Raw genomic sequence first — 23,528 nt, 5'->3', positions numbered from 1 at the left:
CTAAATGAGATAAAATGTTATCGGCTTAAGTCAACCAGACTTTAGTATAATTACAGCCTAGCTTTGTTAAGTGTAGCAACAAAATACTTATTTACTATACTGGCAAAGAATTCTAATTATCAAGCCTTAATATACACTGACTGATATCGTACTTTTAGGACCTAGCTATGTCGACGCCCCTTTGCTCACCACAACATGTTTTAGTACTTAACTGTGGTAGTTCAAGTTTAAAATTTGCCATTTTAGATGCCGCCACTTCTGACGAAGTTATTTCTGGTTTAGCTGAGCGCCTTGGCTCAGATACGCCTTCAATCAAATATAAATATAATGGTGAAAAACAACTTATTGAGCTTGCAAAGGGCCAAGCCCACGATGCAGCAATTGCTGAGCTTGTGAAGCTAGTTAATGAGCTAGGCCTTGCAGATAATTTAATTGCTGTGGGTCATCGTGTTGTGCACGGTGGTGAGCATTTCACTGAATCTGTGCTTATTGACGATGATGTACTTGCAGCTATCGAAAAAACAGCGGCACTTGCACCACTTCATAACCCTGCCAACTTATTGGGCATTCGTACTGCACAGCAAGCGTTCTCAGCGCTGCCACAAATTGCTGTATTTGATACGGCATTTCACCAAAGCATGCCAAATCTTGCTTACTTATACGCCCTACCTTACTCGCTTTATAAAGAGCACGGCGTAAGACGTTATGGTTTCCATGGCACGAGCCATTATTATGTTGCAGGTGAAGCGGCAAAATTATTAGGTAAAGAGCGCGAACAAACCAATGTGATCAGTGCGCATTTAGGTAACGGTTGTTCGGTGTGTGCGATTAAAGATGGTAAGAGCGTTGATACCAGTATGGGTCTTACACCGCTTGAAGGCTTAGTGATGGGCACTCGCAGTGGTAGTATCGACCCGGGTTTATTCACGTTTTTAACTCAGCAACTAAATTATTCAGTGCAAGAAATTGATGATTTACTTAATAAGCAAAGTGGTTTGTTAGGTATTAGTGAATTATCAAATGACTGTCGCACTATTGAAGAAGCCGCCGTTGAGGGCCACCCACAAGCGAACCTTGCACTCGATATTTTCTGCTACCGCTTAGCAAAACAAATCGCCGCATTCTTGGTGCCAGTACAACGCCTTGATGCACTTATTTTCACCGGTGGTATTGGTGAAAACTCAGATATCATTCGTGACAAAGTAATCACTCAATTAGGCTTTTTAGGCCTTGAGTGTGACGAAGCTGCAAACTTAGCGGCACGTTTTGGTAAAGAAGGCTTAATTTCAAAAGGCCAAGCGCATGCTAAAGCGTTTGTGATCCCGACTAACGAAGAATGGGTTATTGCTAACGATGCAGCCCGCATTGCAAAGGAGGGTTAAGTAAATGGCACGTAGAATTATGTTGATCCCTATTTCGACTGGGGTTGGTTTAACATCTGTATCTGTTGGTTTAGTGCGTGCGCTTGAGCAAAAAGCGCTTAAAGTGAACTTTTTCAAGCCAATTGCACAGCCACGCTCTGGCGATACAGGTCCTGAAAAGTCGACGCAAATTGTCACCCATGGCTCGCCAATTAATCCGCCGACACCATTTGAGCTTAGCTATGCAGAGCAAATGATTGGTGATGGTAAAGGCGACGATTTACTAGAAGAAATCGTAGAGCGCTTTGAAAGCACCATTAAAGAAGACGAAATTGCTATTATCGAAGGTATGGTGCCAACACGCCGCCAGCCTTATGCAGGCCGTGTAAACCGTGAAATCGCGCAAACACTGGGTGCTGATATTGTTTTTGTTTTAACGCCTAGTAACGATAGCAACGACCAAATTGAAGACCGTTTAGAAATTGCCTCAGGCAACTATGGCGGTGTTAACCACCCTCGCGTGTTAGGCTGTATTTTCAACAAAGTTAATGCACCTTTAGATGACGAAGGTCGCGCACGTGCAGACCTTGTTGAAGCCCATGAGCCTGAGCAACTTGAAAACGAATTAAACCGTTTAGCATCACTGCCTATTTTCAGAAAACACCCATTTAAGTTATTAGGTTCAATCCCGTGGGATTTCGACCTAGTAGCGCCACGTGTGCGTGATTTATGTGAATACCTAAAGGCTGAAGTTATTAATGAAGGCGACATGGCTCACCGTCGTTTACGTCGCGTTACTTTCTGTGCTCGTACTGTATCGAATATTTTAAGCCACTTTACCCCAGGTGCATTACTAGTTACTCCGGGCGATCGCTCTGATGTACTCGTTGCCGCTTGTTTATCGGCTATGAATGGTACCAAGCTTGGGGCTATTTTATTAACCGGTGGCTTTAAGCCTGAAGATCGCATCATGAAATTGTGCGAACAAGCTATGAATACCGGCCTGCCGATTCTGGCAACACAAGAAGATACATGGCGCACGTCTTTATTACTGCACAACTTCAATATGGAAGTACCGTGTGATGATGACCAACGTATCGATAAAGTAAAAGATCACAACGCTAGTAACATTGACTCTGACTGGTTAGACAGCCTTGCAAAAAGTGTTGGTCGTACTCGTAAAATGTCTCCGCCAGCGTTTCGCTTCTTACTGACAGATAAAGCCCGTCAAGCGAAGAAAACGGTTGTTTTACCTGAAGGTAATGAGCCGCGCACGATTAAAGCCGCAGCAATTTGTGGTCAACGTGGCATTGCAAAAACAATCCTACTTGGTGACAAAGAAGAGATTTTACGAATTGCTGAGCAACAAGGTGTTGAGCTAAACGATAATGTAACCATTATTGAGCCAGGTGATGTGATCAACGACTACGTTGCGCCTATGGTCGAAATTCGTAAAAACAAAGGCTTAACAGAAGTGGTTGCCCAAGAGCAATTACTGGATAACGTGGTGCTTGGTACCATGATGCTTGAACAAGGCAAAGTAGATGGCCTAGTGTCGGGTGCGGTAAATACCACAGCCAACACAATTCGCCCACCGCTACAGTTAATTAAAACTGCGCCAGGTTCATCGTTGGTATCATCAGTGTTCTTTATGCTGTTACCTGATCAAGTTCTGGTATACGGTGACTGTGCTATCAACCCAGACCCAACAGCAGAGCAACTGGCCGATATCGCGATTCAATCAGCGGATTCAGCGGCTGCGTTTGGTATTGAGCCTCGTGTTGCAATGATCAGCTACAGTACGGGTACCTCGGGTTCAGGTGCTGACGTAGAAAAAGTGCGTGAAGCCACTAAGCTTGCCCAGCAAAAGCGCCCTGATTTAGTAATTGATGGCCCGCTTCAGTATGATGCTGCAATTATGGAAAACGTAGCACTTAAAAAAGCACCTGACAGCCCGGTTGCAGGTAAAGCAACAGTGTTTGTATTCCCAGATTTAAATACGGGTAATACAACTTATAAAGCCGTACAACGTAGTGCTGATTTAATTAGTATTGGCCCTATGCTGCAAGGTATGCGTAAGCCGGTAAATGACTTGAGCCGTGGTGCATTAGTAGACGATATTGTTTACACCATTGCCCTTACAGCGATTCAAGCTAAGCAAGTTGAAAGCTTAGAAAATTAACCCTTCAAAATTTAGGCTAATTTATAAAACCTTTATAAATTAGCCTATTAGCTTCTTTATACTGACCTATTCCCATATTTATCCACAGATTCTGTGGACAACCTCAACAGCGATATTGAGTAAAACCTCAGCAATCAAAATTATTGCGCTTTATCTTAACTTTGTTTACCTATACTATAAATTCAAAGGCTTCAAAGATAGGATCGCAGATGTCAAAACAAACGTTACAACTTCATAGTGAAGAACTTACCATTCATAGTTTAGATGTCGATGCGACGATTGATCCTGCCTTACTCCAACAAGCTATTTTCTTTATTGCAAAAACGGCTGATGAGCTGTCTATTGTCTGCCCAAGTAGTTTCCAGCTCGACAGTCTGGACCAAGAAACCGACTGGCAAGCACTGGAAGTCATTGGCCCACTTGGTTTTTCGCTAACTGGTATTATGGCGAATATTTCTGGCGTGCTAGCAAAAGCGTCGATTTCAATTTTTGCTTTATCAACCTACGATACAGATTATGTATTGGTGAAAAAGCAAAGTATGGCAAAAGCTATTACAGCCCTGAAAAAAGACGGTTACCATGTGCTAGGTGATGTTAAATAAGTCATGACTAACGAAGTTCAATACTTACCCGAACGCAGCCTCAGAAAAGCGCGCTGCATGGCCATTAAAAGCCCATTTACCGGGCGTGTAAAAAGCATTAACGAGCATCCTGAGCCATTTTTTCGTTTTGCTACCCTTGGCCCAGGAATTAGTGTTGAACTAACTAGCCACAACATCATCGCGCCATTCGATGGCACCCTATTACAAGTTAAAAATGCCGGTAAAGAATACATTTTACAGGCAAAAAACGGTTTAAAAGTTTTATTAAACTTATCGTTTTCATCGGTTGAAGAACATATCAATCACACCAATATTGCTAAATTAAATGGCAGTAAAATTAGCAAAGGTGAACGATTAGCCTATTTTGATTTACGCGAGCTGAGCAGCCCTATGCTTGGCACACTATGCGTTCTCAATAGCCAACACCTTGGACCCCTATATTATTCACTATCTCAGGTCACTGCTGGGGTAGACACATTACTCACTGTAACTAAAAAGTAGAATTTATGACTATCATGTACGGTATCAGCAACTGCGATACAATCAAAAAAGCCAAGAAATATTTAACTGATAACAATCAAGAATTTACTTTCCATGATTACCGTAAAGACGGCATTAGTGCTGAGCTAGTTAACGAATTTGCAGCGCATATTGATTGGCAAGATTTAGTTAATAAACGCGGCACAACTTATCGCCAATTATCTGATGAACAAAAGCAAAACCTAGATAAAGAATCTGCATTAGCATTACTGGTTGAGCAACCAGCGATGATCAAGCGCCCGGTACTTGTGCATAACGGCCAATACCACTTAGGTTTTAAAGCAGCTCAATACGATGAGATTTTTGCCTAATGACTCACCCTGTTATTGAACTTGCTCAAGCGCTTATTCAGCGTGAATCAGTAACGCCTGAAGATGCTGGTTGCCAAGCGTTAATGAACGAACGCCTTGAAAAGCTAGGCTTTAATATTGAATCACTGTTTTTCACTGATACCTTGAATACTTGGGCTCGTAAGGGCGATGCGTCACCGCATTTTTGTTTTGCTGGCCACACAGATGTTGTACCAACAGGTCCTGCAAAAAATTGGCAGCACCCGCCTTTTTCTGCACTGGTAAAAGACGGTATGTTACATGGCCGCGGTGCAGCCGATATGAAAGGCTCTTTAGCTGCTATGGTGGTTGCCACAGAGCGTTTTGTGAATAAACACCCAGATCATAAAGGGTCAATTTCGTTTTTAATTACTTCTGATGAAGAAGGCCCGTTTATCAACGGCACAACCCGTGTTATCGACACTCTTGAAGCACGTGGTGAGAAGATTGATTTATGCCTAGTTGGCGAACCATCTTCACGTGATGTGCTTGGTGATGTAGTAAAAAATGGTCGTCGCGGTTCTTTAACTGGCTTTTTAACTGTTAAAGGTGTGCAAGGCCATGTTGCTTACCCGCATTTAGCGCAAAACCCAATTCATTTAGCTGCTCCTGCGTTAACTGAGCTGAGTCAAACCGAGTGGGATCAAGGTAACGAATTTTTCCCTGCAACGAGCTTTCAGGTTTCGAATATTAACGGTGGCACTGGTGCCGGTAATGTGATCCCAGGTGAACTTGAAATTCAATTTAACTTTCGCTTTAGCACCGAAGTAACTCACCAACAGCTACAGCAGCGAGTGGTTGATATTGTTGAGAAACACAACCTGAATTACGAGCTAAATTGGATTGTCAATGGACTACCGTTTTTAACCGACCATGGCCCGTTAGTTGATGCCACCGTGCACGCTATTAAGCAGGTGACTGGACGCGACACCGCACTTGAAACCACTGGCGGTACATCTGATGGCCGCTTTATCGCGCAAACGGGCGCCAAAGTCATTGAGCTTGGTCCGCGTAATGAAACCATTCATAAAGTAGATGAATGTGTTAGCACGGATGATTTAATTCAACTAGCTGATATTTACGAAGTCATTTTAGAGCAACTGCTTACATGAACCCAACCGAGCTTAAACAATGCGCCACGGGGTTAAGTAGCTCACATTTAGTTGAGCTACAAAACCATCGCTTGCATCGTGATATTGTCGATGATTTTTTAGCTCTGCAGCAAGGAGCAAAAGAAGCAGGTATTGATCTAACAATTGCCTCAAGCTTTCGCGACTTTCATCGTCAAAGTGCTATTTGGAATGCTAAATTTCAGGGCCTTCGGCCGGTTTACACCCTTGAGCAACAAACGGTAGATTTAGAAAGCCTAAATGATACTGAAAAGTGCCACGCTATTATGCTTTACTCAGCACTTCCGGGGGCAAGTAGACACCACTTTGGTACCGACCTAGACATCTACGATACCCGTCCTATTGACGATGATTACCAGCTGCAATTAACGCCTGATGAGTATTCGCCCACAGGACCCTTTGCCAAGCTTGCTGCATGGCTTGACGATAACCTAGAAAAGTATGGTTTTTATCGCCCTTATAAAGAGTACAAAGGTGGGGTTGCCCCTGAGCCTTGGCATATCAGCCATATTGGTGTATCTGCAAAGATGATGCAGTATTTGTCAGTTGCAACATTACAGCAATCTATTGAACAAAGTGAGCTCAGCGGCAAGCAAGCGATACTAGCTGAACTTAACACTCTGTATGAACGCTACGTATTAAATATTAATACGCCCTAATTTTAGCCATTAAAAACACCAGTACAGCGCCAAGAATTAAGGCGCTGGCTAAAACTAAACGCGCTGTTAATTGCTCATCTAAAACCACCACCCCAGCTAATGTGGCAAGCACAGGCACGGTTAGCTGCACTACACCTGCTTGGCTACTTTTAAGCCTAGGTAGTGCAATGTACCAAATGCTATAGCCAAGCCCAGATGCAAGCGCTCCAGAGGCTATCGCTAAATAAACCCCACTCGCAGTAATACCTTGCCAATCAACCACGGCTAGAAACACTAAAATTGGCACGAGTATTAAACTTCTTAGAAAGTTAAAGCTGGTTGCTTGCAACGGTGAGCTGCATGATTTTCCGCGAATACTGTAAATACCCCATGCCACGCCACTTAACGCCATAAGCATTGCTGGTATGAAAGAAGGCACTGTGGCTGAGGGCAGCATTAAGTAAATAAAACCCGCAAAAGCAACAAACAAAGCCCCCCACTGCACTTTACTGAGTGGTTCTTTATTTAAAACACTATGGCCTATCATGGTTAACTGTACTGCTGAAAATAAGATAAGTGCGCCTGTGCCTGTGTTTAAATCAACATAGGCAACTGAAAAGCACAGCGCGTAAACAAATAAACTAAGGGCACTGATATTGTTACCTTTATCGGTTAAAGGTTGTGCTGATTGTGATTTTGATCTCAATAAAGTTGTTTGCCATAAAAGTAAGCCAAGCAACATAAACGCCCCACTGGCTAAGCGAATAGCAGTAAAACTTAACGGATCAATATCACCACTTTGTAATGCCATCCGGCACAGCAAAGAGTTAGCTGCAAACGCACAAAGTGCAATCAAGGTATACAGTATGGTGCTCAACAAATGAGTTATCCTTTTGGTTTTAAAAAAGATAAGACCTAAAATTAGACAATTAACTTACGATTTTTTACATAATTTATCATAGAAGGTTAAGCCTCGTATGCTAATCTCAGTACATTGTTTAAAAGGAGTGTTCAGTGCATCGACGTTTATTTATTGGAGCTGCTTTACTGTTATCTGGTTGCAGTACCATAGGTATTACTGATCTATTCCAAGATTATACGACGCAGCTAAGACCTGTGCGCCAAGCTGTTTCTCAAAATAACATAGCAAGTGCGCAGCAACTTTTGCCGAGGAATAGCCGCGGCCATAGTAACTATTTATTGAATCAGCTTGAAACGGCCCGTCTTGAGTTTTTGGCTAAACAAAATTCTCAGGCCAATGAGACCTTTGAAGCTGTTTATCAAAATATGGAAAAAAAGCGTCAAGCAGCCAAAGTACAACTAAGTGCAGGCCTTGAACAAACAAATTCATTATTAACCAATGACTCAGTGATTGGTTATGAGCCAGCAGCCTATGAAATGACCATGCTGCATAGCTACAAAGCACTGAGTTATGTATTTGATAAACAACTTGAATCTGCATTAGTTGAAGTTAGACGTGCAAATAAAGTGCAAGAAGATGCACTTAAAGACAATCAAGCCGCACTTGATGAACAAGCAGAAAAGGCAGCCGAAGGCTACCCTGATATGGCTGAGCTTATTGGTAATGTCAAAAATGGCTTTCAAAATGCCTTTACGTTTTATTTGTCTGGCCTACTTTATGAGGCAGATAAACAGTTTGATGATGCCTATATCGATTATAAGAAAGCACTCGAAATAAATAGCGAAAATAGCTACTTACAGCAAACAGTGTTACGCCTTGCCAAAAAACAAGGGTTTGATCAGGACTTTGAAGAATTTAGCAAACGCTTTGGCAAGATAAAACAGACTCAAGCAAACACGGGCCAAGTAATTGTAATTGCAGAGCAAGGTTTGATACCAGCAAGGCAAGAGTTTCATTTACGATTACCCATTTATACCTCCCGTGGTGATGCACGCTTTTACAGTATTGCCATGCCAGTTTATCGCGATGCGCCCTATGCGGGCAGTGATAAAACCGTGAGTCTCGGTGGCGAAAATTTGCCACTGACGCCCATTGTTAGGCTTGAAGCCTTGGCAGCAAAGACGTTAAAAGATCAAAGTGCTGGCAGAATAACCCGCCAAGTTATGCGTTTGGTTGCAAAAGAAAAGATGCGCGCAGAATTGGCAAGAAGCGGCGGCGATGTCGGAAATATTTTAGCGAATATTTATAACATTGCATCAGAGCAGGCTGATACGCGAAGCTGGTCGACTTTACCTAGTCAACTGAGTATTGCGCAGCACGCGATGCCAGCAGGTCAGCACGCTTTAACCGTGCCAGGGCGTGGCGAAATAGACTTTACGGTTAGTAAGCAAGGGTTAACCTTGATTTTTCTAACCTCTATAAATAACTACTACGACACACATGTCGTACAACTCTAGGAGCAATGATGAAATACTTAGTGCCACTATTAACCATTTTACTTGTTGCGGCTTGCTCCTCACGCCCTACCACTTCTGGCATTGGTGTTGAGCATGCATCACAACAGTATAACCAACAACTGATTGTTAATAACCCTGAACTTGGCAAGAAATTAGCCATTACAGATGTAAAAACACGCCAAACAAATGGCTTAACAGATGTTGTTGTGACACTGGCAAGCCAGTATAAAAAGTCTCAATACTTACAGTATCAATTTACTTGGTATGACGCTGATGGCTTTGTTATTAGCGGCAACCACTCACCTTGGCAACCTATTAGATTATTTGGATTTGCTAAGACCCAATTACCGGGCCTAGCCCCGACAGCAAATGCTGTCACCTTCTCGCTTGCAGTGCGTGAAGTGTCAACAGAAGCACAAGAATTTGAAGATTAAGGATACTACAATGAAATTACTTTCTGTTAAGTCGGCTGCGGCCGTTGCAATGACAAGCGCTTTATTGCTGTCTGGTTGTGCTAATAAAGCCGTTGTTAGCTATGGTGATGCGCAAGCTGTTGAAACCACAGATATCAACTTTGGCTCAACGGATCTACAAAAAGTAGCAAGCCAAATGACAGACTCGTTACTTGCTTCACCTGTGGTTGGTACCATGACAGCAAATACCCGCCCTATCGTGTTTGTTGAGCGTATTAAAAACAAAACGAGCGAGCATATTGATACTGAATCTATTACTGATTCAATCTCAACACAGTTATTACGCAGTGGTAAGTTTCGCTTTGTTGATATGACCCGCGTTGAAGCTGTGCGCGAGCAACTTAATTTCCAAAACGTTGACCCACTTGTAAACCCAAATACCGCTATTGCTTTTGGCCAGCAAGTTGGTGCGCAATATATGTTATACGGCAACTTATCGAGCATTGTTAAATCAAATGCTGACAAGGCTGATGTGTATTATAAATTCACTATGCGTTTAATGGATTTAAAAAGCGGCCTAGTTGAATGGGCTGATGAAACTGAAATCCGCAAAACACGTGAGAAATCAACTTTTGGCTGGTAGTCAGGAGGGTTTATGAAATACCTAGTAGCAATCCTTGCAAGCTGTTTATTACTGAGCTCGCCTAGTTATGCTGACTATCAACGTAACAAAGCAGTACCAGTACAACAGGTGTTGTTTGGCTCAGTACAATCAGTGCGAACCATTACTGAACAAGAACTGGTCAGAGATAAAACGAACGGCTGGGAAACGTTTGGTGGTGCGCTAATTGGCGGTGTTATCGGTAATCAGTTTGGTGGCGGCAGTGGCCGCACTGTAGCAACCATTTTAGGTTCGATGATTGGTGGCTCTGTTGCTCACAACCGTCAACAAAACAGTCGCGTTGTACAGTATCAGCTCGTTGAATTGATGATCAAAGTAGAAAGCGGCGAACAGTTTATGGTTGTACAAGATAAAGACAACCAAATGCTGTTTAACCAAGGTGATAAAGTACGTTTGGTGTACCTCACCGATAACACGGTGCGTGTTGATAAAGCTTATTAAAAAAGCGAGCCTCGGCTCGCTTTTTTTAGCTTTGTCGATAATCAGCGAAGAATCGCTGCATCTTACTCATGGCTTCAGTTAAATCATCTTTGTTTGGTAAAAATACTAATCTGAAATGATCAGGATCAGGCCAGTTAAATGCGCGACCATGCACTAATAAGATTTTCTCTGCTTTGAGTAAATCTAAAATCATGCGCTCATCGTTTTTGATATTAAAGTGCGCCGTATCCACTTTCGCAAATGCGTAAAGCGCCCCTTTAGGCTTTTTACAGCTAATTCCATCAATGGCATTTAAACCACGCCATGCAATATCACGCTGAACGTACAGTCGACCACCAGGGTTTATCAAGTTATCGATTGACTGCACACCGCCTAAAGCTTGTTGAATAGCATACTGAGCAGGCACATTGGCACATAAGCGCATTGATGCCAGCATATCTAGGCCACGGCTTAAGTCGTCCATCATGCTAGTACGACCGCTTAAGACCATCCAGCCCATACGCAATCCCGCAGCGCGGTACGTTTTTGCTAGGCCATTAAAGGTGATAATTGGCACATCATCACACAGCGCACCAATCGAGCTGTGGCTGACACCGTCATACAAGATTTTCTCGTAAATTTCATCGCTCAGTAACAATAACTTGTGCTCGCGAGCAATATTGATAAGTTCCATCAACAGATCATCACTATACACCGCCCCTGTTGGGTTATTCGGGTTTATAAGCACCAACGCTTTGGTCTTTGAGGTGATCTTCGATTTAATATCAGCAATATCAGGGAACCAATCTTGTTCTTCATCACATAGATAATGCACAGGGTTACCCCCTGCTAATTTAACCGATGCAGTCCATAGCGGATAATCCGGTGCAGGAATAAGCACTTCATCGTCATTATCAAGTAATGCTTGTGTGGTCATTTGAATTAATTCGCTGACCCCATTGCCGATATAAATATTATCGACATCAAGATTAAATAATCCGCGTTGCTGATAGTGTTGATAGACAGCCACACGGGCTGAGTAGAGGCCTTTAGAGTCACAGTAGCCTTGGGCTGAATATAAGTTACGGATGATATCTTTGTGCATATCTTCAGGCATATCAAAGCCAAAGGCAGCTGGGTTGCCAATGTTTAGCTTTAATACTTTTTGCCCTTCGTCTTCCATTTTTCGAGCTTGTGCAAGCACAGGCCCACGTATGTCATAACAGACACCGTCTAGTTTGTGACTCTTTTTGATTTGTGACATGGTTACCTCTACTAATTAGCCTTAAGACTACCCCAGTAAAGGGGTACCATGCCAGAGGATTTTTGCGGTTATAACTGAAATAAATTCAAGTTTTTAGCGAGTAGCGAACCAAGCTTGTAATTTTTCTACAGAACCTGAAACTTGTTCATCAAGGGTTTGTGATTTTTCTTGTGCAGTAGATACATCGCCTTGGTTTAGGGTCAGTTCAATTTCTTGAGCAAGCGATGATAAACTTGCAGCACCAAATTGAGCCGCATTTGATTTTAAGCTGTGTGCATGCCTTGCAGCTGCTTCGTTATCTGAACCAAGGTTTGCAAGTACTTCAGAACCTAAACGCTGAAATTCACTACAACAAAAGGTCAAGGTGTCGGCAAATTGGTCACCTAAAAGTGATTCCATCCCTTCAAGTGCACTCTCATCAATTGTGATTGTCGTCATCTTTATCCCTTAATCAAAAACGTAATTATATAAATCGCAACTTTAGCCGTTCATAGCTAAAAAGCAAACCTGCTTTGCGAGTTAAGCTCATGTATACTCGGCATAGTTTTGATTTACACCTGAGTTCGTATGGCTAGAGAATTGTGCTCACATTGTGGCTTTTCAGTTAAAACCTGTTTATGTGATTCAATAAGCATAATCAATAATAAACTAAAAATCATTATATTACGCCACCCTAGTGAGGAAAAAGTTACTAAGAACACCGCTAATTTACTGAATTTAGGCTTAGATAATTGCCAGATCCTTGCGGGTGAGTCAGAACAAGACTTTTTACAGCTTGCAACATTGCCAAAAGCAACAACTGCGGTACTCTATCCTGCTGATAATGCATTATGTTTAGATGAACACACGGCCACTACAGATGCTTTAAAACAGTCTTTAACTCATTTAATTGTGATTGATGGTACGTGGAAAAAAGCCTACAAAATGCTGCAATTAACTCCAAGCCTTCAGGGGTTTCAGGCTGTGAGTTTTAAGCAAATACCACAAAACAAATACGTCATTCGTAAAGCACCACGCGCAGATAGTTTATCAACTTTAGAAGCAGTGGCTCATAGCCTTAAACTGATTGAAGGCCTTGATGTAACACCGCTATACAAATTATTAGCAGCACTGGTCGATAAGCAAACCCAACATATGCCAGATGATGTTAAGGCACGCTATTTATAATGCGTGTATCAAAACGACTTAGCGCGGGTTTTCACCGTCAGGGACCAGATTATCGCTTTGATGATCAGGTTGATTTTGACGATATTCGCGATACCTTTGGTTTTCGTACTATGGTGGTTGGCAATTGGGTTAATAAGCAAGAGCGGCTATTAGCGGCGAATTTAATTTACGATGCCTTAGCTGATCTTGCGCAAATACTGGCTTTACCCCCAACGGCAATTGGCCTTAGGGGTAAGCTTAATTTTGCCTTTGGTCATGGTGGGCAAAAAGGTGTGCAGGCTCATTACAATGCTCACAGCCAAACCCTTGCGCTTGCAAAAAATGCCGGCGGAGGCGCTCTCGCCCATGAATGGTTTCATGCGTTTGATCACCATATTTGTCAGCATTTATTCAAAGGCAGAAAGAGTATGCAATTTTGCTCAGCACTGTGGCTCGAACAATCACCGGATTTAAGCCATCCACTTAATCAGCGCTTAAATGAGTTTTATCATCAGGTATTTTTAGACTCCTCAGGTGAAAACCCAAATGCGTTTGTGAAGCAATCTATCGCTTTTGATAGGCAAGTAAAGCAACTTTATATGAGTATGCCTGAAGAACTAGCGGCTCGCTGTTTTGAAAAATGCATTGCCATGTACCCTGATATAAAAAATAGCTTTTTAGTGAGTGGGTTATCGACAAGTGGCTTAATTTACCCAGATGAGCAGCATACAATGCGCTGCTTTTCAGCACTGCTGAATTACTTTAATCAGTTAGGTTCGCTGTTGCATCAAGGCTAATTTCAACTTTCTGCACCTCGCTTATCCAAGTTAAGTAATCATCTGCACAAAGCGGTTTTGAAAAATAATACCCTTGTCCAAATTGGCAGCCATAACTTTGCAGCATTGCTAGGCTTTGCCCATCTTCAATCCCCTCAGCAACAACATGTGCACCCAAAGTAGTGGCGATATCACAGGTAGCCCGGCAGATACTCTGATCGTTCACAGAAAATGGCAGGTTTAACACAAATTGTTTATCTATTTTAACTTCATCAAAGCCTAGCTGGCTCAGATAGGCAAGCGATGAGTAGCCAGTACCAAAATCATCAATTGCAAGCTTTAAGCCGATTAAACGGTAGTCATCAAGTGTCGCTTTAATTTTTTTACTTTCTTCTAAAGTGGCTGATTCTGTAAGCTCCAACATCACAGATTCAGCCGCTACTTTTTGCTCATTTAAAATAGTGATTAACAGCACGGGTAAGTCTTTATTTAATAAATCTTTTGCTGAAATATTTATAGAAATAACGTGATCGGGTATCAGTTTACAAAACTTCGCTTGCCATTCGACGCCCCTTTCAACGACCCACTCTGTAAGCTGATTGATCACCCCTGCTGACTCTGCAATTGGAATAAACACATCTGGGCTTACTGCACCAAATACGGGATGCTGCCAACGCAGCAATGCTTCACAGCCAACAACTTTGCCTGTTTTTAAGCAAATCTGTGGCTGAAAGTGTAAGCTGAGTTGGTCTTCATCAATCGCTATTTTAAGCGCTGCAGCAATCGATAACCTTTGCTCAGACAGGCGTGCAGTTTCTGAATCAAACATGCGCCAACGCTCACCTTGTAAACGCTTTTCAGACATTGCTTGTATCGCACATTGGAAAATTTGTTTCGCGGTATTACCGTGCATTGGGTAATAAGCAACGCCGATATCAACACTGTCGACTAAATTAATTTCTTCATGGGTGAGCCCTTCTTCAAACACACCATGGATCAAACATGCAAACTGCTCAATGTGACTTAGTTCAAGTTCTCCCATTATTAGACAACCAAATGTGTTGTCATCAACATGTGCAAGCCAAGCACTTCTACTGGTTTGGATTTCAAGTTTTAGTGCATTCATACTCTGCAACTGAGTATTTAAGATACTTAATCTTTCATTGATACAAATATTGGCCTGTTCAAAGCCAAAGGTAGAACGGGCATTTGAAAGTACATGAGCCTTAAATAATAAAACTGAGAAGTGTTGTTTCTGCGAAACTTTTTTCACTATCTGCGCGAGCAAAAATTGCTTATTTGGCAGTTTAGTATCTGCATCATGCAGCATAGAATAATTAAATGCTGATATTTGCTGGCGATCTTTTAACAACAGTACGGAACATATCGCCAACGAAGTGAGCAGCAATATGGTGTTATGGACACCATGATAACCAATGCCAAATCCATTCCAAATAACTAGACTCAGCACTTGAATAACAATAGTTAAAAGCATAAAAACACGTAGGTGGGTTCGGCTATTTTTACGCCCCATTAAACTAAAAAATAGAGCACCAGCAAAACTCAAGAATCCAACGCAAGAAACGATAAATAACCACTGGCGATTGAACTGTGGTTGAATTGATGACAGTAAAGCTGCAATAAGCAAACATACAATCATTGCTTGCCATGCTTTTTTAAAAAGAGGTTTGTATGTATGAATGGCTAAAAAATGATATAAAAAGTAGCTAACAAAACACAGTGCAAATTCATTAACCGGCCATTTTGCTTCCCAATCTAAGCCATCAACTAGATAGTTGATTAAACCGTTATCTATGAGAAATCCGACCGTAACAAGCAAAAAGTAGGCACTTAACACCATATACTTTAGTTGCTGAGAGACAAAGAAATATACTGCGCACACGAACATGCATAAAATTAGCACGCCTAAAATTGCGCCATAGCTTAAAATTATTTGATGTAAATTGGTTTCAAAAGTTTTAGCAGAGACCACCCCAACTTCTATCGTCAGTGCCCTATCATGCACAAAGTTAACTAAAGCCCAGCGATGTCCTTGGCTATGCTCTATTAACCAATGCGGCCTCACATTTGATAAGCTTTCTAGTGAAGCGAGTCGCTGATTATTGGTAGCCTGATAGTTTTCATCTAAAAGATAAAACTTAGCCCAGCTTAAATTGGGTTCGCCAAGAAAAACAACATAGTTTTTATTTTCGGGTAGTTGGTATAAATCGATGACTAGCCAATGGGATGTTTTAGCTGTAAGGCGGACCGAGCTTGTTTCAAGCGCATTTAGTTTTTCTGCGCTTTGTAACGATACTTCAAGAGATTGGCTAAGTTTGGCAAGTGGTTGTTCTGAATCAAGCAACCAAACAGACAAATCATCACTGGCAGCAAAAACACTGGTGCAGTGTATCAATACACAACTCAATATTATGAGCAGCTTTGTGATAATCCAATTAACTTGCTTGCCAACAATGTGCATTTTAGCTCCGTGCTTTTAACACCAGCTAAAAGTATGGGACCGATAAGCTTAAATTGCCAATTATAGTGAACTAAATTAGGTAAAAAGTTCGAAAATATATTATGTGGCACTAAGGCCACATAAACTGGAGTTATTTATTGTCATCACTAATACGGCTCGCTACTGCCGAATTTTGATCTTTATATTTTGCGTCTTTACGAACGTTGTATGGGTTTTCAGCAGGACTTGTCATGGTTTCAAAGCTCATAGCACCAATTTTCATCATTGGGCGTAAAGCCAATGGCAATTTGCCTGAATTATAAAACTCTAACACGATATTACCAGACCAGCCTGGATCAATACGATGTGCTGTTACATGAACCATCAAACCAAGACGTGCTAACGATGAGCGACCATCTAACCAACCAACAATATCTGCTGGTAATGTAACTTTTTCGTGGGTGATAGCCAGTGCCAATTCACCTGGGTGAAGGAAAAATGCTTCTTCTTCAGCAAGCACAATTTCATCACTCATAATTGATTCCATCGCCTTGTTAAGCTGATCTTTTGGACCACTTAAGTCAACATAGGCTGCGGTATGATCTTGGAAAACTCGAAACTTGTTGCCCAAACGCAAGTCTACCGTCACACCTGAAATCATTTCTTTACTCGGTGTTGGCTCAATAACAATGCGGCCTTCGTCAATATACTGCTGAATATGGGTATCTGATAATCTCATTTATTATTCTACCTAAAACAACTTAAACATATGATTTTAAGCTGAAAAAACACGCTAAGCTCTAGTTGAAACACAACAAAAGTCGAGTGTGAATCAGTAAAGCCAAATGGAGTGGATATAGTGTGGCATATATTACACAAATCATCAGCGTGTTGCGCGAATTATTCTCAACAAAATAAGGTAAGTCATCTCAGGTTATAAGATCAGTGATTTCTGATTTAACTGAGATGCTAAGGTTTGTTTTAATTACGCGATTACAGGGAGAATGAGGATAAGTTGTTATGGATTACATTATTTTATCCGTAATAACATTGCCAGCATGTGTTGTCGCAATTTTAATAGCCAAACACTATGCTAAAAAGCACGATTTATGGCATGGCTTTCTCGTTTTTGTCGGTTCACTACTATTAACTAGCTGGTCGGTGGTGGGCTTAGTTGCTAACGAAACGTTCTTTTTCCCGCTACCTTCATTACTCACTATTGCCTTTTACTTCTACTGTTTTGGTGAAACCGATATTGTGTTCATGCCTAATTTATTAATTAATCCTGGCATTGCTATTTTCTGCTATTTTTTTGGCTACTTACTTTATCGCAAGAAGCCTCTTTAAAAACGTCTTAATTATCAGATTTAAAATAAAAAAAGCCGCTCATTGAGCGGCTTTTGTTCCATCGGGATCACATATTAAAAGCTATAACGGGCACCAATTGTGTAACGAGGTCCGTATTGACGAGCAAATAAGAACTGCTCTTCGTAACGACCGTAGCCACGCTCAGTTTCGTTATTAAGGTTTATACCTTCAAAGAAAACAGTCATGTTTTCGTTGATGTCGTAGTTAACACTTAAGTCCCATTGACCGAAAGTATCGCCAAACTGTGGCGGAGCATCAGTCGAACCTTGCGCTTGACCAACACCAATTAAGTAAGAGTCACGCCATGCATAAGTTACTTTTACTGATAAGCCGTCTTTATCATAGAAGGCTTGGAAGTTAGCTGAATCACTTAAACCTTCTAATGGAAATTGAGGTTCAAGGTCATTTGAATCAAATTCAACATCACCATCTACAAATGTTGCGTTAACCCCTAAACCAAAACCACTTTCACCAAACAAGTGCTGTACAGCAACCTCAATACCGTCAACTGATTTACTATCAGTATTTTGCGGTTGGGTAATTTTCCATACCATCAATGGATCTGAACTCGTTGGCTCAATGGCACCATCCGCATTACCATAACCTAATGCCAGCATTTCATTGAAAATTGCATTTGTAGTAGCTTGCTCGCCACGCGCTTCTACAGATGCCACAGCTTCAAGGTAACGAGGACCATTTAAGATATCGTATAAGCCATCAATCGTAATCTCTTGTGTTGCGTTTGAAATAAAATTATCTACATCTTTTTTGAAGTAACCAACCGATGCGTAGCTACCTTCGCCGTAGTAGTACTCAAGTGATAAATCGAGGTTTGTCGACTCAAACGGCAACAGGTTAGTATTACCTTGCCCGCCAGTACGTGCATCCGGTTTCGGGCTACCCGTTAAGCTTCGGCCACCAGCCAAATTACCCAGCGGCGCACGTGCCATGGTTTTACCCCATGAAACACGACCAACTAGCTCGTCTGTTATTTCAACTTTTACGTCGATATTTGGTAACCAGATATCATAATTACCTTCTTCTTGGTAAAAATTATCTGTACCGCCAGTTTCGTACTGCATGATCCACTCAGATGCACTCACCCAGTTCACCTGGCTTTCTACACGTTGACGAACCGTACTGGTCACATCGGTTTCTTCATAACGAAAACCTGCGTTGATTTGAACAAAGTAATCAGATAATTCAAATTCCCATAAGCTATTCACATAGAAGCTTTGTGTCTTCTCTTCTACGTAGCTTTCACTGTCGATACCATCAAAGAATGGGTCAATTGAATATTGATTATCGCCTAATAAATCTTCGTTTAAATAAGCAAGCTGACGAGCTAACGCTTCTTCAAAGCTATAGGTGTAATAATAATTTGGCTCTAGGGCACTACCACCACCGGCAAACTGATCTAGCATGTCGCCAGTATCATTATAAGTGAACATGCCATCAGGGAATATTTCGGTGAAAGATGGATTAAAACCAGGGCCGCCACGTAAGCCACTCCACGCAGTAAAACCACCCATAGTTTGCTTAGTATTGGCTGCACCGAATTTCACTTTAACTAGTGGGATTTCAAAGCTTTCATTGAACCAGGTTGCATGAAGCTGAGCTTGCTCAACATTAGACTCACCTGGTGAGTAAATAAACTGACTGAAGTTTGAATCTATCTCACTTGGATCAAGTACCGTCGTACCATTGTTCCAATTAACGTAAGCGTGCGGAATTTCACCAGTGCGGTAATCATACACTTTGCTCTGCAACTGATCTGAGCCAAGAATGATTTGGCCATCAGAACCTAAACCATCATCTGCGCCGTTATCTGTTTCGTTTTTCGAATCATGATAATCGAACTCAACTTCCCACTGGTCATTGATTTGCCATTCTAGGTTTAAACCAATTGAACGTGCTTTAACTTCTGTAGTGGCACGGCTTGCGGTGAATGAACCATCATTACCACTGATATCGGCATAAAGCGCTGTACCATTTTCATCAAGCTCATAACTATTAATGTTACTGCCAAACTCATTCCAAATACCCCAACCTGCAGTTTCAACACCGGTGATTGCACGACTTGCTGTATAATCAACCGTTGCAGTAAAGCTTTCAATTGGCGAGTACTGTAACGTTACTTGGCCATTAGTACGCTCACGTTCAACATCAGCAATACTGTAGTTCATGTCTTTCGGGAAGAAATGATTACCGACACGATTGCCTTCGCTATCTACTGCACGTGGGTCAATGTAGTCACCTTCATCAAGGGTTGGTAAGTTAACATTGGCCTGCCAACCTTGAATATTGGCACTTTGCTGTTGAAAATCACGTTCTTGATGAGAGAATGATGCCGCAAAACCAAATGTATCATCAGCATAGGTATTGCTGTACATCGCTGAAAACTCTGGCGTTACATCATCACCTTTTTCATTTGACGAGTCATGAATAGCTTTAATCGACGAGCTAAACTTTTCGCCTGGGCTATTTAATGGACGAGTTGTAATAATATTTACAGTAGCACCTAGACCACCACTTGGTACATCAGCTTGACCTGATTTTGCTACTTCAAGTGCACTTACACCATCAGCGGCAATATTCTCAAGGGCGTATGAACGCGTATAACCTGTGCCTGGCATTTGACGGCCATTAAGCATTACTAGGTTAAACTCAGGGCCAAAACCACGTACCGTAATTTCGCTACCTTCGCCGTTTGAACGGCTCACTGATACACCGGTAATACGCTGTAATGATTCAGCCAAGTTAGTATCTGGGAACTTACCCATTTCTTCAGCTGAAATCGCATCAACAACACCTGTTGCATCACGTTTCATATCCATGGCGCGGATCATACTGCCACGAATACCTTTAATTTCGATAACTTCAATATCGTTATCAGCTTTCTCTTGCTCATCCTGTGCATAAGCAGACATAGTGCCTAGCCCTGCGGTTAAAATCATCGCAACTGACGCTGCAAGAGGTGTTTTAATAAATTTTGTGCTTTTCATGATATACCTGCTTTTGCAATATGTTGTCATGGATACTGGGTGCTGTAATCAGCACCCATCACTTGTTGCCAATGTTAATTACGGGTTTGCAATAACTGCATTATCAATACGGTAAACCGCACCTTCACCCATCCCCCATGACGGGAACACCATAACAACGTCGATTGCACTAATATCAAGACCTGCACTTAGTAAATCGGCAAGTGTATAAGTATAGGTTTGCCACTCACCAACCACAGGCTCGACACCTTCTTGGCTTGCACTTAACGCAAGCTCCACAGCTTGACCTGCATCGTTTGATTCAATTTTGAATAACCACTGAGCATCTTGGTTGCTGGCGTTTGAAACAATCTTCATTTCAAAACGAACCACACCTTCAGATAATAAGTGCGATGCATCAAAGCTCACGCCATCATCAGCTAAAAAGCCCATTACCGTAGCGGTAGAACCAATTTGAAATTCTGCCACAGAGCCATGAGTTTCATCGTCAGTTTCGACTGTTGGCGTGCTACCAGCACAACAATCCCAAATGCTCCACTGATCTGCCACGTTTTCGGCAAACAGCGTCAGCTCTGATGCTGCCGATTCTTGCTCTGGTGCATAAATGCGAGCATTGTCGACACGGTAAACGGCACCTTCACCTTGACCCCAAGCAGGGAAAATCATGATTACATCAATAGCACTTACATCTAAACCTGCGTTTAATAAAGTACTGATTGGGAACGTGTATGTTTGCCATTCACCAGCAACAGGGTCAACACCTTCTGAGCTTGTGTTAAGGTTAACTTCTACTGCTGTTGCACCTTCATTAGACTCAACTTTTAATAGCCAAGGCGCATCTGGTGTTGATGATAAAGAGGTGATCTTCATCTCAAACTGCAGCATGCCATCATCAACCAATGCTGATGCATCAAACTGCGTACCACTACCACCTGATGAAGTACGGTTAATAAAGCCCATTACCGTAGGAGTTGCACCAATAGAGAACTCTGCAGTAACACCATGTTCTTCGTCGTCGACTACTTCAACAGGTGTTGAACCACCACAACAATCCCATAGCGGCCAATCAAGATTAGTTTCATCAGTGAATAAAGTTAATGAAGGTAATGTTGTTGTGCCGCCATTGGTAATTTCAACATTATCAACACGGTAAACAGCCCCCTCACCTTGACCCCATGCAGGGAAAATCATGATTACATCAATTAGCGATACATTTAAACCTGCGTCAGCTAATGTTTGCAGTGGGAAGGTATATGTTTGCCATTCACCAGCAACTGGGCTAACACCTTCAGTGCTAGAACTTAGGTTGAGCTCAACGGCTGTCGCGCCTTCGTCACTTTCGATTTTAAATAACCAAGGTGCATCTGGTGTAGCGGGCAGCGAAGTCACTTGCATATCAAACGTTACATAGCCGTCTTCTAGCATTGCACTAGCATCATAAGGAGAGGCTTCACCATTTTCATCGGTAATAAAGGCATCACGGCTAATAAAGCCATTTACTGTAGGCTCTGCACCCACACTAAATTCAACTACATTACCACGGTCTGCATCTTCAACTAACCCTGGCGTTGTGCCACCACAACAGTCCCACGCAGGCCAGTTAGGGTTAAAGCTGCTATCAAAGATAGTAAGTGGTGTGACTGTGCCATCACTTGGTGGGGTTGGCGCCGGGGCTGCACCTTGCACAAGTGCATCTTCTAAATTGTCGTAACCTGGGCGAACTGTTTCACAGCCTTTACCTGTGTCAGGGTCTTGCGCACATTCATAAACACGTACATAGTCAACTTCAAAAGTTTGACCATTTTCGAATGCACTTGCATCAATACCGATTGCATTAACGTTTTCAGGCCAATCACCGCCAACTGCGAAGTTAAGAATTAAATAAAACTCTTGGTCATAAGGAGATTCATCCCAAAACGTTTTTAACTCACCAGTTGTTTGGTCAAAGTACTCTGTGTACCAACCTTTATGTTTTAGAGCCAGCGCTTCACCATTTGCATTATAAAGTAGCTCTGACTTGCGCTGTGTCGCGTATAAGTAGTCATCAACATACCAGCGAATTTCACCCTCTTGCCACTCAATAGCATAAGTATGAAAGTCATCAGCAGGGTTTGACCCTTGATCAAATACATAAGCCTTACCACTGCTATCATTATTTGGCCACTCTTTACCATAGTGAAGCGTGCCGTAAATATTTGACTCGACACCATCTTCGGTTGGAACTTTTAAGTTAACCGACTCAACAATGTCAATTTCACCAGAACGAGGCCAGCCACCGTAAACTTCATCGGTTGGCATCATCCAGAACGCAGGCCAAGAACCTTGCCCACTAGGTAGCTTTGCACGTACTTCAAAGCGACCATATTTAAAATCAGCTTTGTAGCGAGTATTGATACGTGCAGACGTATAAGGTTTTGCTGCACCCTCTTCTGCAGGTAATGCAACAATATTTAGAATACCGTCTGCAACAAAAGCGTTTTCTTCACTGTCGGTATAACATTGTTTTTCGTTATTACCGCCACCCGCACAGTCTATTTCGAAATTCCATTTGTTGTCATCAATGGCATCGCCGTCAAAGTTATCTTCCCAAACCATCACCCAATCTGAAACTGGTTCAGTTGGATCAACAGTATCTATTTTTGTATCTGTGGCAGAGCCACCGCAGCCAGCTAAAGTCGCTACAGAAAGCGCCATTGCTAGTTGTGTTAAGTGTGTTTTGAATTTGTTCATTGCATTGAACCCTAACATTATGTGTTTGTTAGTACTCAACTGATATATAGAGTATAGTTTTAATCAGTCAATTGTAAGCGCTTACATTAGAGGTCAAATAAA

The 23,528-nt window shown here is 42.0% G+C and carries 21 protein-coding genes; 14 read left to right on the top strand and 7 right to left on the bottom strand.

Annotation, left to right across the window (positions count from 1 at the left end; translation table 11 throughout):
* The first annotated feature begins 167 nt into the window (after positions 1-167).
* The 7 genes from NFU46_RS00430 to NFU46_RS00400 all read left to right on the top strand — a co-directional run bounded on the left by NFU46_RS00430 (position 168) and on the right by NFU46_RS00400 (position 6,803).
* Positions 168-1,382 (top strand): acetate kinase, encoded by a 1,215-nt coding sequence (locus NFU46_RS00430; RefSeq protein ID WP_251598719.1) that lies wholly within the window; start codon positions 168-170, stop codon positions 1,380-1,382.
* 4 nt (positions 1,383-1,386) lie between these two features.
* Positions 1,387-3,543, top strand: coding sequence for a phosphate acetyltransferase (gene pta, locus NFU46_RS00425; protein WP_251598716.1), 2,157 nt, complete (start codon positions 1,387-1,389; stop codon positions 3,541-3,543).
* Between the two features lie 209 nt (positions 3,544-3,752).
* The gene (locus NFU46_RS00420; RefSeq protein ID WP_054552960.1) at positions 3,753-4,145 is read left to right on the top strand and encodes an ACT domain-containing protein; all 393 of its coding nucleotides are present in this window, start codon (positions 3,753-3,755) and stop codon (positions 4,143-4,145) included.
* A gap of 3 nt (positions 4,146-4,148) precedes the next feature.
* The gene (locus NFU46_RS00415; RefSeq protein WP_062565157.1) at positions 4,149-4,646 is read left to right on the top strand and encodes a PTS glucose transporter subunit IIA; all 498 of its coding nucleotides are present in this window, start codon (positions 4,149-4,151) and stop codon (positions 4,644-4,646) included.
* Positions 4,647-4,651: 5 nt separating this feature from the next.
* On the top strand, positions 4,652-4,996 hold the full coding sequence (locus NFU46_RS00410; protein WP_054561266.1) for an ArsC family reductase: 345 nt from the start codon (positions 4,652-4,654) through the stop codon (positions 4,994-4,996).
* Entirely contained in the window at positions 4,996-6,126 is a 1,131-nt protein-coding gene (gene dapE, locus NFU46_RS00405; protein ID WP_251598713.1) for a succinyl-diaminopimelate desuccinylase, read from the top strand. The genes NFU46_RS00410 and dapE overlap by 1 nt, the downstream gene beginning before the upstream one ends.
* Complete coding sequence (locus NFU46_RS00400) at positions 6,123-6,803, top strand: M15 family metallopeptidase (protein WP_251598711.1); 681 nt, start codon at positions 6,123-6,125, stop codon at positions 6,801-6,803. Before dapE ends, NFU46_RS00400 begins: the two co-directional genes overlap by 4 nt.
* Here NFU46_RS00400 and NFU46_RS00395 read toward each other — a convergent pair.
* Entirely contained in the window at positions 6,790-7,659 is an 870-nt protein-coding gene (locus tag NFU46_RS00395; RefSeq protein ID WP_175081770.1) for a DMT family transporter, read from the bottom strand. The two genes, NFU46_RS00400 and NFU46_RS00395, sit on opposite strands and share 14 nt — an antisense overlap.
* Before the next feature lie 137 nt (positions 7,660-7,796).
* Here NFU46_RS00395 and NFU46_RS00390 point away from each other — a divergent pair, with 137 nt between their 5' ends.
* Genes NFU46_RS00390 through NFU46_RS00375 form a run of 4 tightly spaced genes read left to right on the top strand, consistent with a single transcriptional unit; the run spans position 7,797 to position 10,697 of the window.
* A complete protein-coding gene (locus tag NFU46_RS00390; RefSeq protein WP_251598709.1) occupies positions 7,797-9,161 on the top strand; it encodes a COG3014 family protein in 1,365 nt (454 codons plus the stop codon).
* 8 nt (positions 9,162-9,169) lie between these two features.
* Positions 9,170-9,595, top strand: coding sequence for a YcfL family protein (locus NFU46_RS00385; RefSeq protein WP_251598707.1), 426 nt, complete (start codon positions 9,170-9,172; stop codon positions 9,593-9,595).
* Positions 9,596-9,605: 10 nt separating this feature from the next.
* Positions 9,606-10,217 carry a penicillin-binding protein activator LpoB gene (lpoB, locus tag NFU46_RS00380; protein WP_054561262.1) on the top strand — a complete coding sequence of 204 codons (612 nt, stop codon included), beginning with the start codon at positions 9,606-9,608 and terminating at the stop codon, positions 10,215-10,217.
* A 12-nt stretch (positions 10,218-10,229) separates the two neighbouring features.
* Entirely contained in the window at positions 10,230-10,697 is a 468-nt protein-coding gene (locus tag NFU46_RS00375; protein ID WP_251598705.1) for a glycine zipper 2TM domain-containing protein, read from the top strand.
* Positions 10,698-10,722: 25 nt separating this feature from the next.
* On the opposite strand, the gene NFU46_RS00370 is transcribed toward NFU46_RS00375, so the two are convergent.
* Together NFU46_RS00370 and NFU46_RS00365 are read right to left on the bottom strand one after the other, a co-directional pair.
* Complete coding sequence (locus NFU46_RS00370; protein WP_251598703.1) at positions 10,723-11,940, bottom strand: pyridoxal phosphate-dependent aminotransferase; 1,218 nt, start codon at positions 11,938-11,940, stop codon at positions 10,723-10,725.
* Between the two features lie 93 nt (positions 11,941-12,033).
* Positions 12,034-12,378 (bottom strand): Hpt domain-containing protein, encoded by a 345-nt coding sequence (locus NFU46_RS00365; RefSeq protein ID WP_251598701.1) that lies wholly within the window; start codon positions 12,376-12,378, stop codon positions 12,034-12,036.
* A gap of 129 nt (positions 12,379-12,507) precedes the next feature.
* Between NFU46_RS00365 and NFU46_RS00360 the strand changes: the two genes are divergently transcribed.
* Positions 12,508-13,107: a tRNA-uridine aminocarboxypropyltransferase gene (locus NFU46_RS00360; protein ID WP_175078152.1), complete on the top strand. Its 600-nt coding sequence runs from the start codon at positions 12,508-12,510 to the stop codon at positions 13,105-13,107.
* Positions 13,107-13,883, top strand: coding sequence for a CLCA_X family protein (locus NFU46_RS00355; protein WP_251598699.1), 777 nt, complete (start codon positions 13,107-13,109; stop codon positions 13,881-13,883). Before NFU46_RS00360 ends, NFU46_RS00355 begins: the two co-directional genes overlap by 1 nt.
* Here NFU46_RS00355 and NFU46_RS00350 read toward each other — a convergent pair.
* Both NFU46_RS00350 and dcd read right to left on the bottom strand, forming a co-directional pair.
* A complete protein-coding gene (locus NFU46_RS00350; RefSeq protein ID WP_251598697.1) occupies positions 13,849-16,344 on the bottom strand; it encodes an EAL domain-containing protein in 2,496 nt (831 codons plus the stop codon). The two genes, NFU46_RS00355 and NFU46_RS00350, sit on opposite strands and share 35 nt — an antisense overlap.
* A 130-nt stretch (positions 16,345-16,474) precedes the next feature.
* Positions 16,475-17,062, bottom strand: a complete 588-nt coding sequence (dcd, locus tag NFU46_RS00345) for a dCTP deaminase (RefSeq protein WP_055021131.1) — start codon at positions 17,060-17,062, stop codon at positions 16,475-16,477.
* A gap of 281 nt (positions 17,063-17,343) precedes the next feature.
* Here dcd and NFU46_RS00340 point away from each other — a divergent pair, with 281 nt between their 5' ends.
* On the top strand, positions 17,344-17,670 hold the full coding sequence (locus NFU46_RS00340) for a hypothetical protein (protein WP_251598695.1): 327 nt from the start codon (positions 17,344-17,346) through the stop codon (positions 17,668-17,670).
* A gap of 74 nt (positions 17,671-17,744) precedes the next feature.
* On the opposite strand, the gene NFU46_RS00335 is transcribed toward NFU46_RS00340, so the two are convergent.
* Positions 17,745-20,696: a TonB-dependent receptor gene (locus NFU46_RS00335; RefSeq protein WP_251598693.1), complete on the bottom strand. Its 2,952-nt coding sequence runs from the start codon at positions 20,694-20,696 to the stop codon at positions 17,745-17,747.
* A gap of 78 nt (positions 20,697-20,774) precedes the next feature.
* Positions 20,775-23,426, bottom strand: a complete 2,652-nt coding sequence (locus NFU46_RS00330) for a glycoside hydrolase family 16 protein (RefSeq protein WP_251598691.1) — start codon at positions 23,424-23,426, stop codon at positions 20,775-20,777.
* Between the last annotated feature and the right edge of the window lie 102 nt (positions 23,427-23,528).

This window comes from Pseudoalteromonas sp. NCCP-2140, from assembly GCF_023708065.1.
Classification (GTDB): Bacteria; Pseudomonadota; Gammaproteobacteria; order Enterobacterales; family Alteromonadaceae; genus Pseudoalteromonas.
The sequence above is the reverse complement of the archived record's forward strand: the minus strand, read 5'-3'. Positions and strand labels throughout refer to the sequence as shown.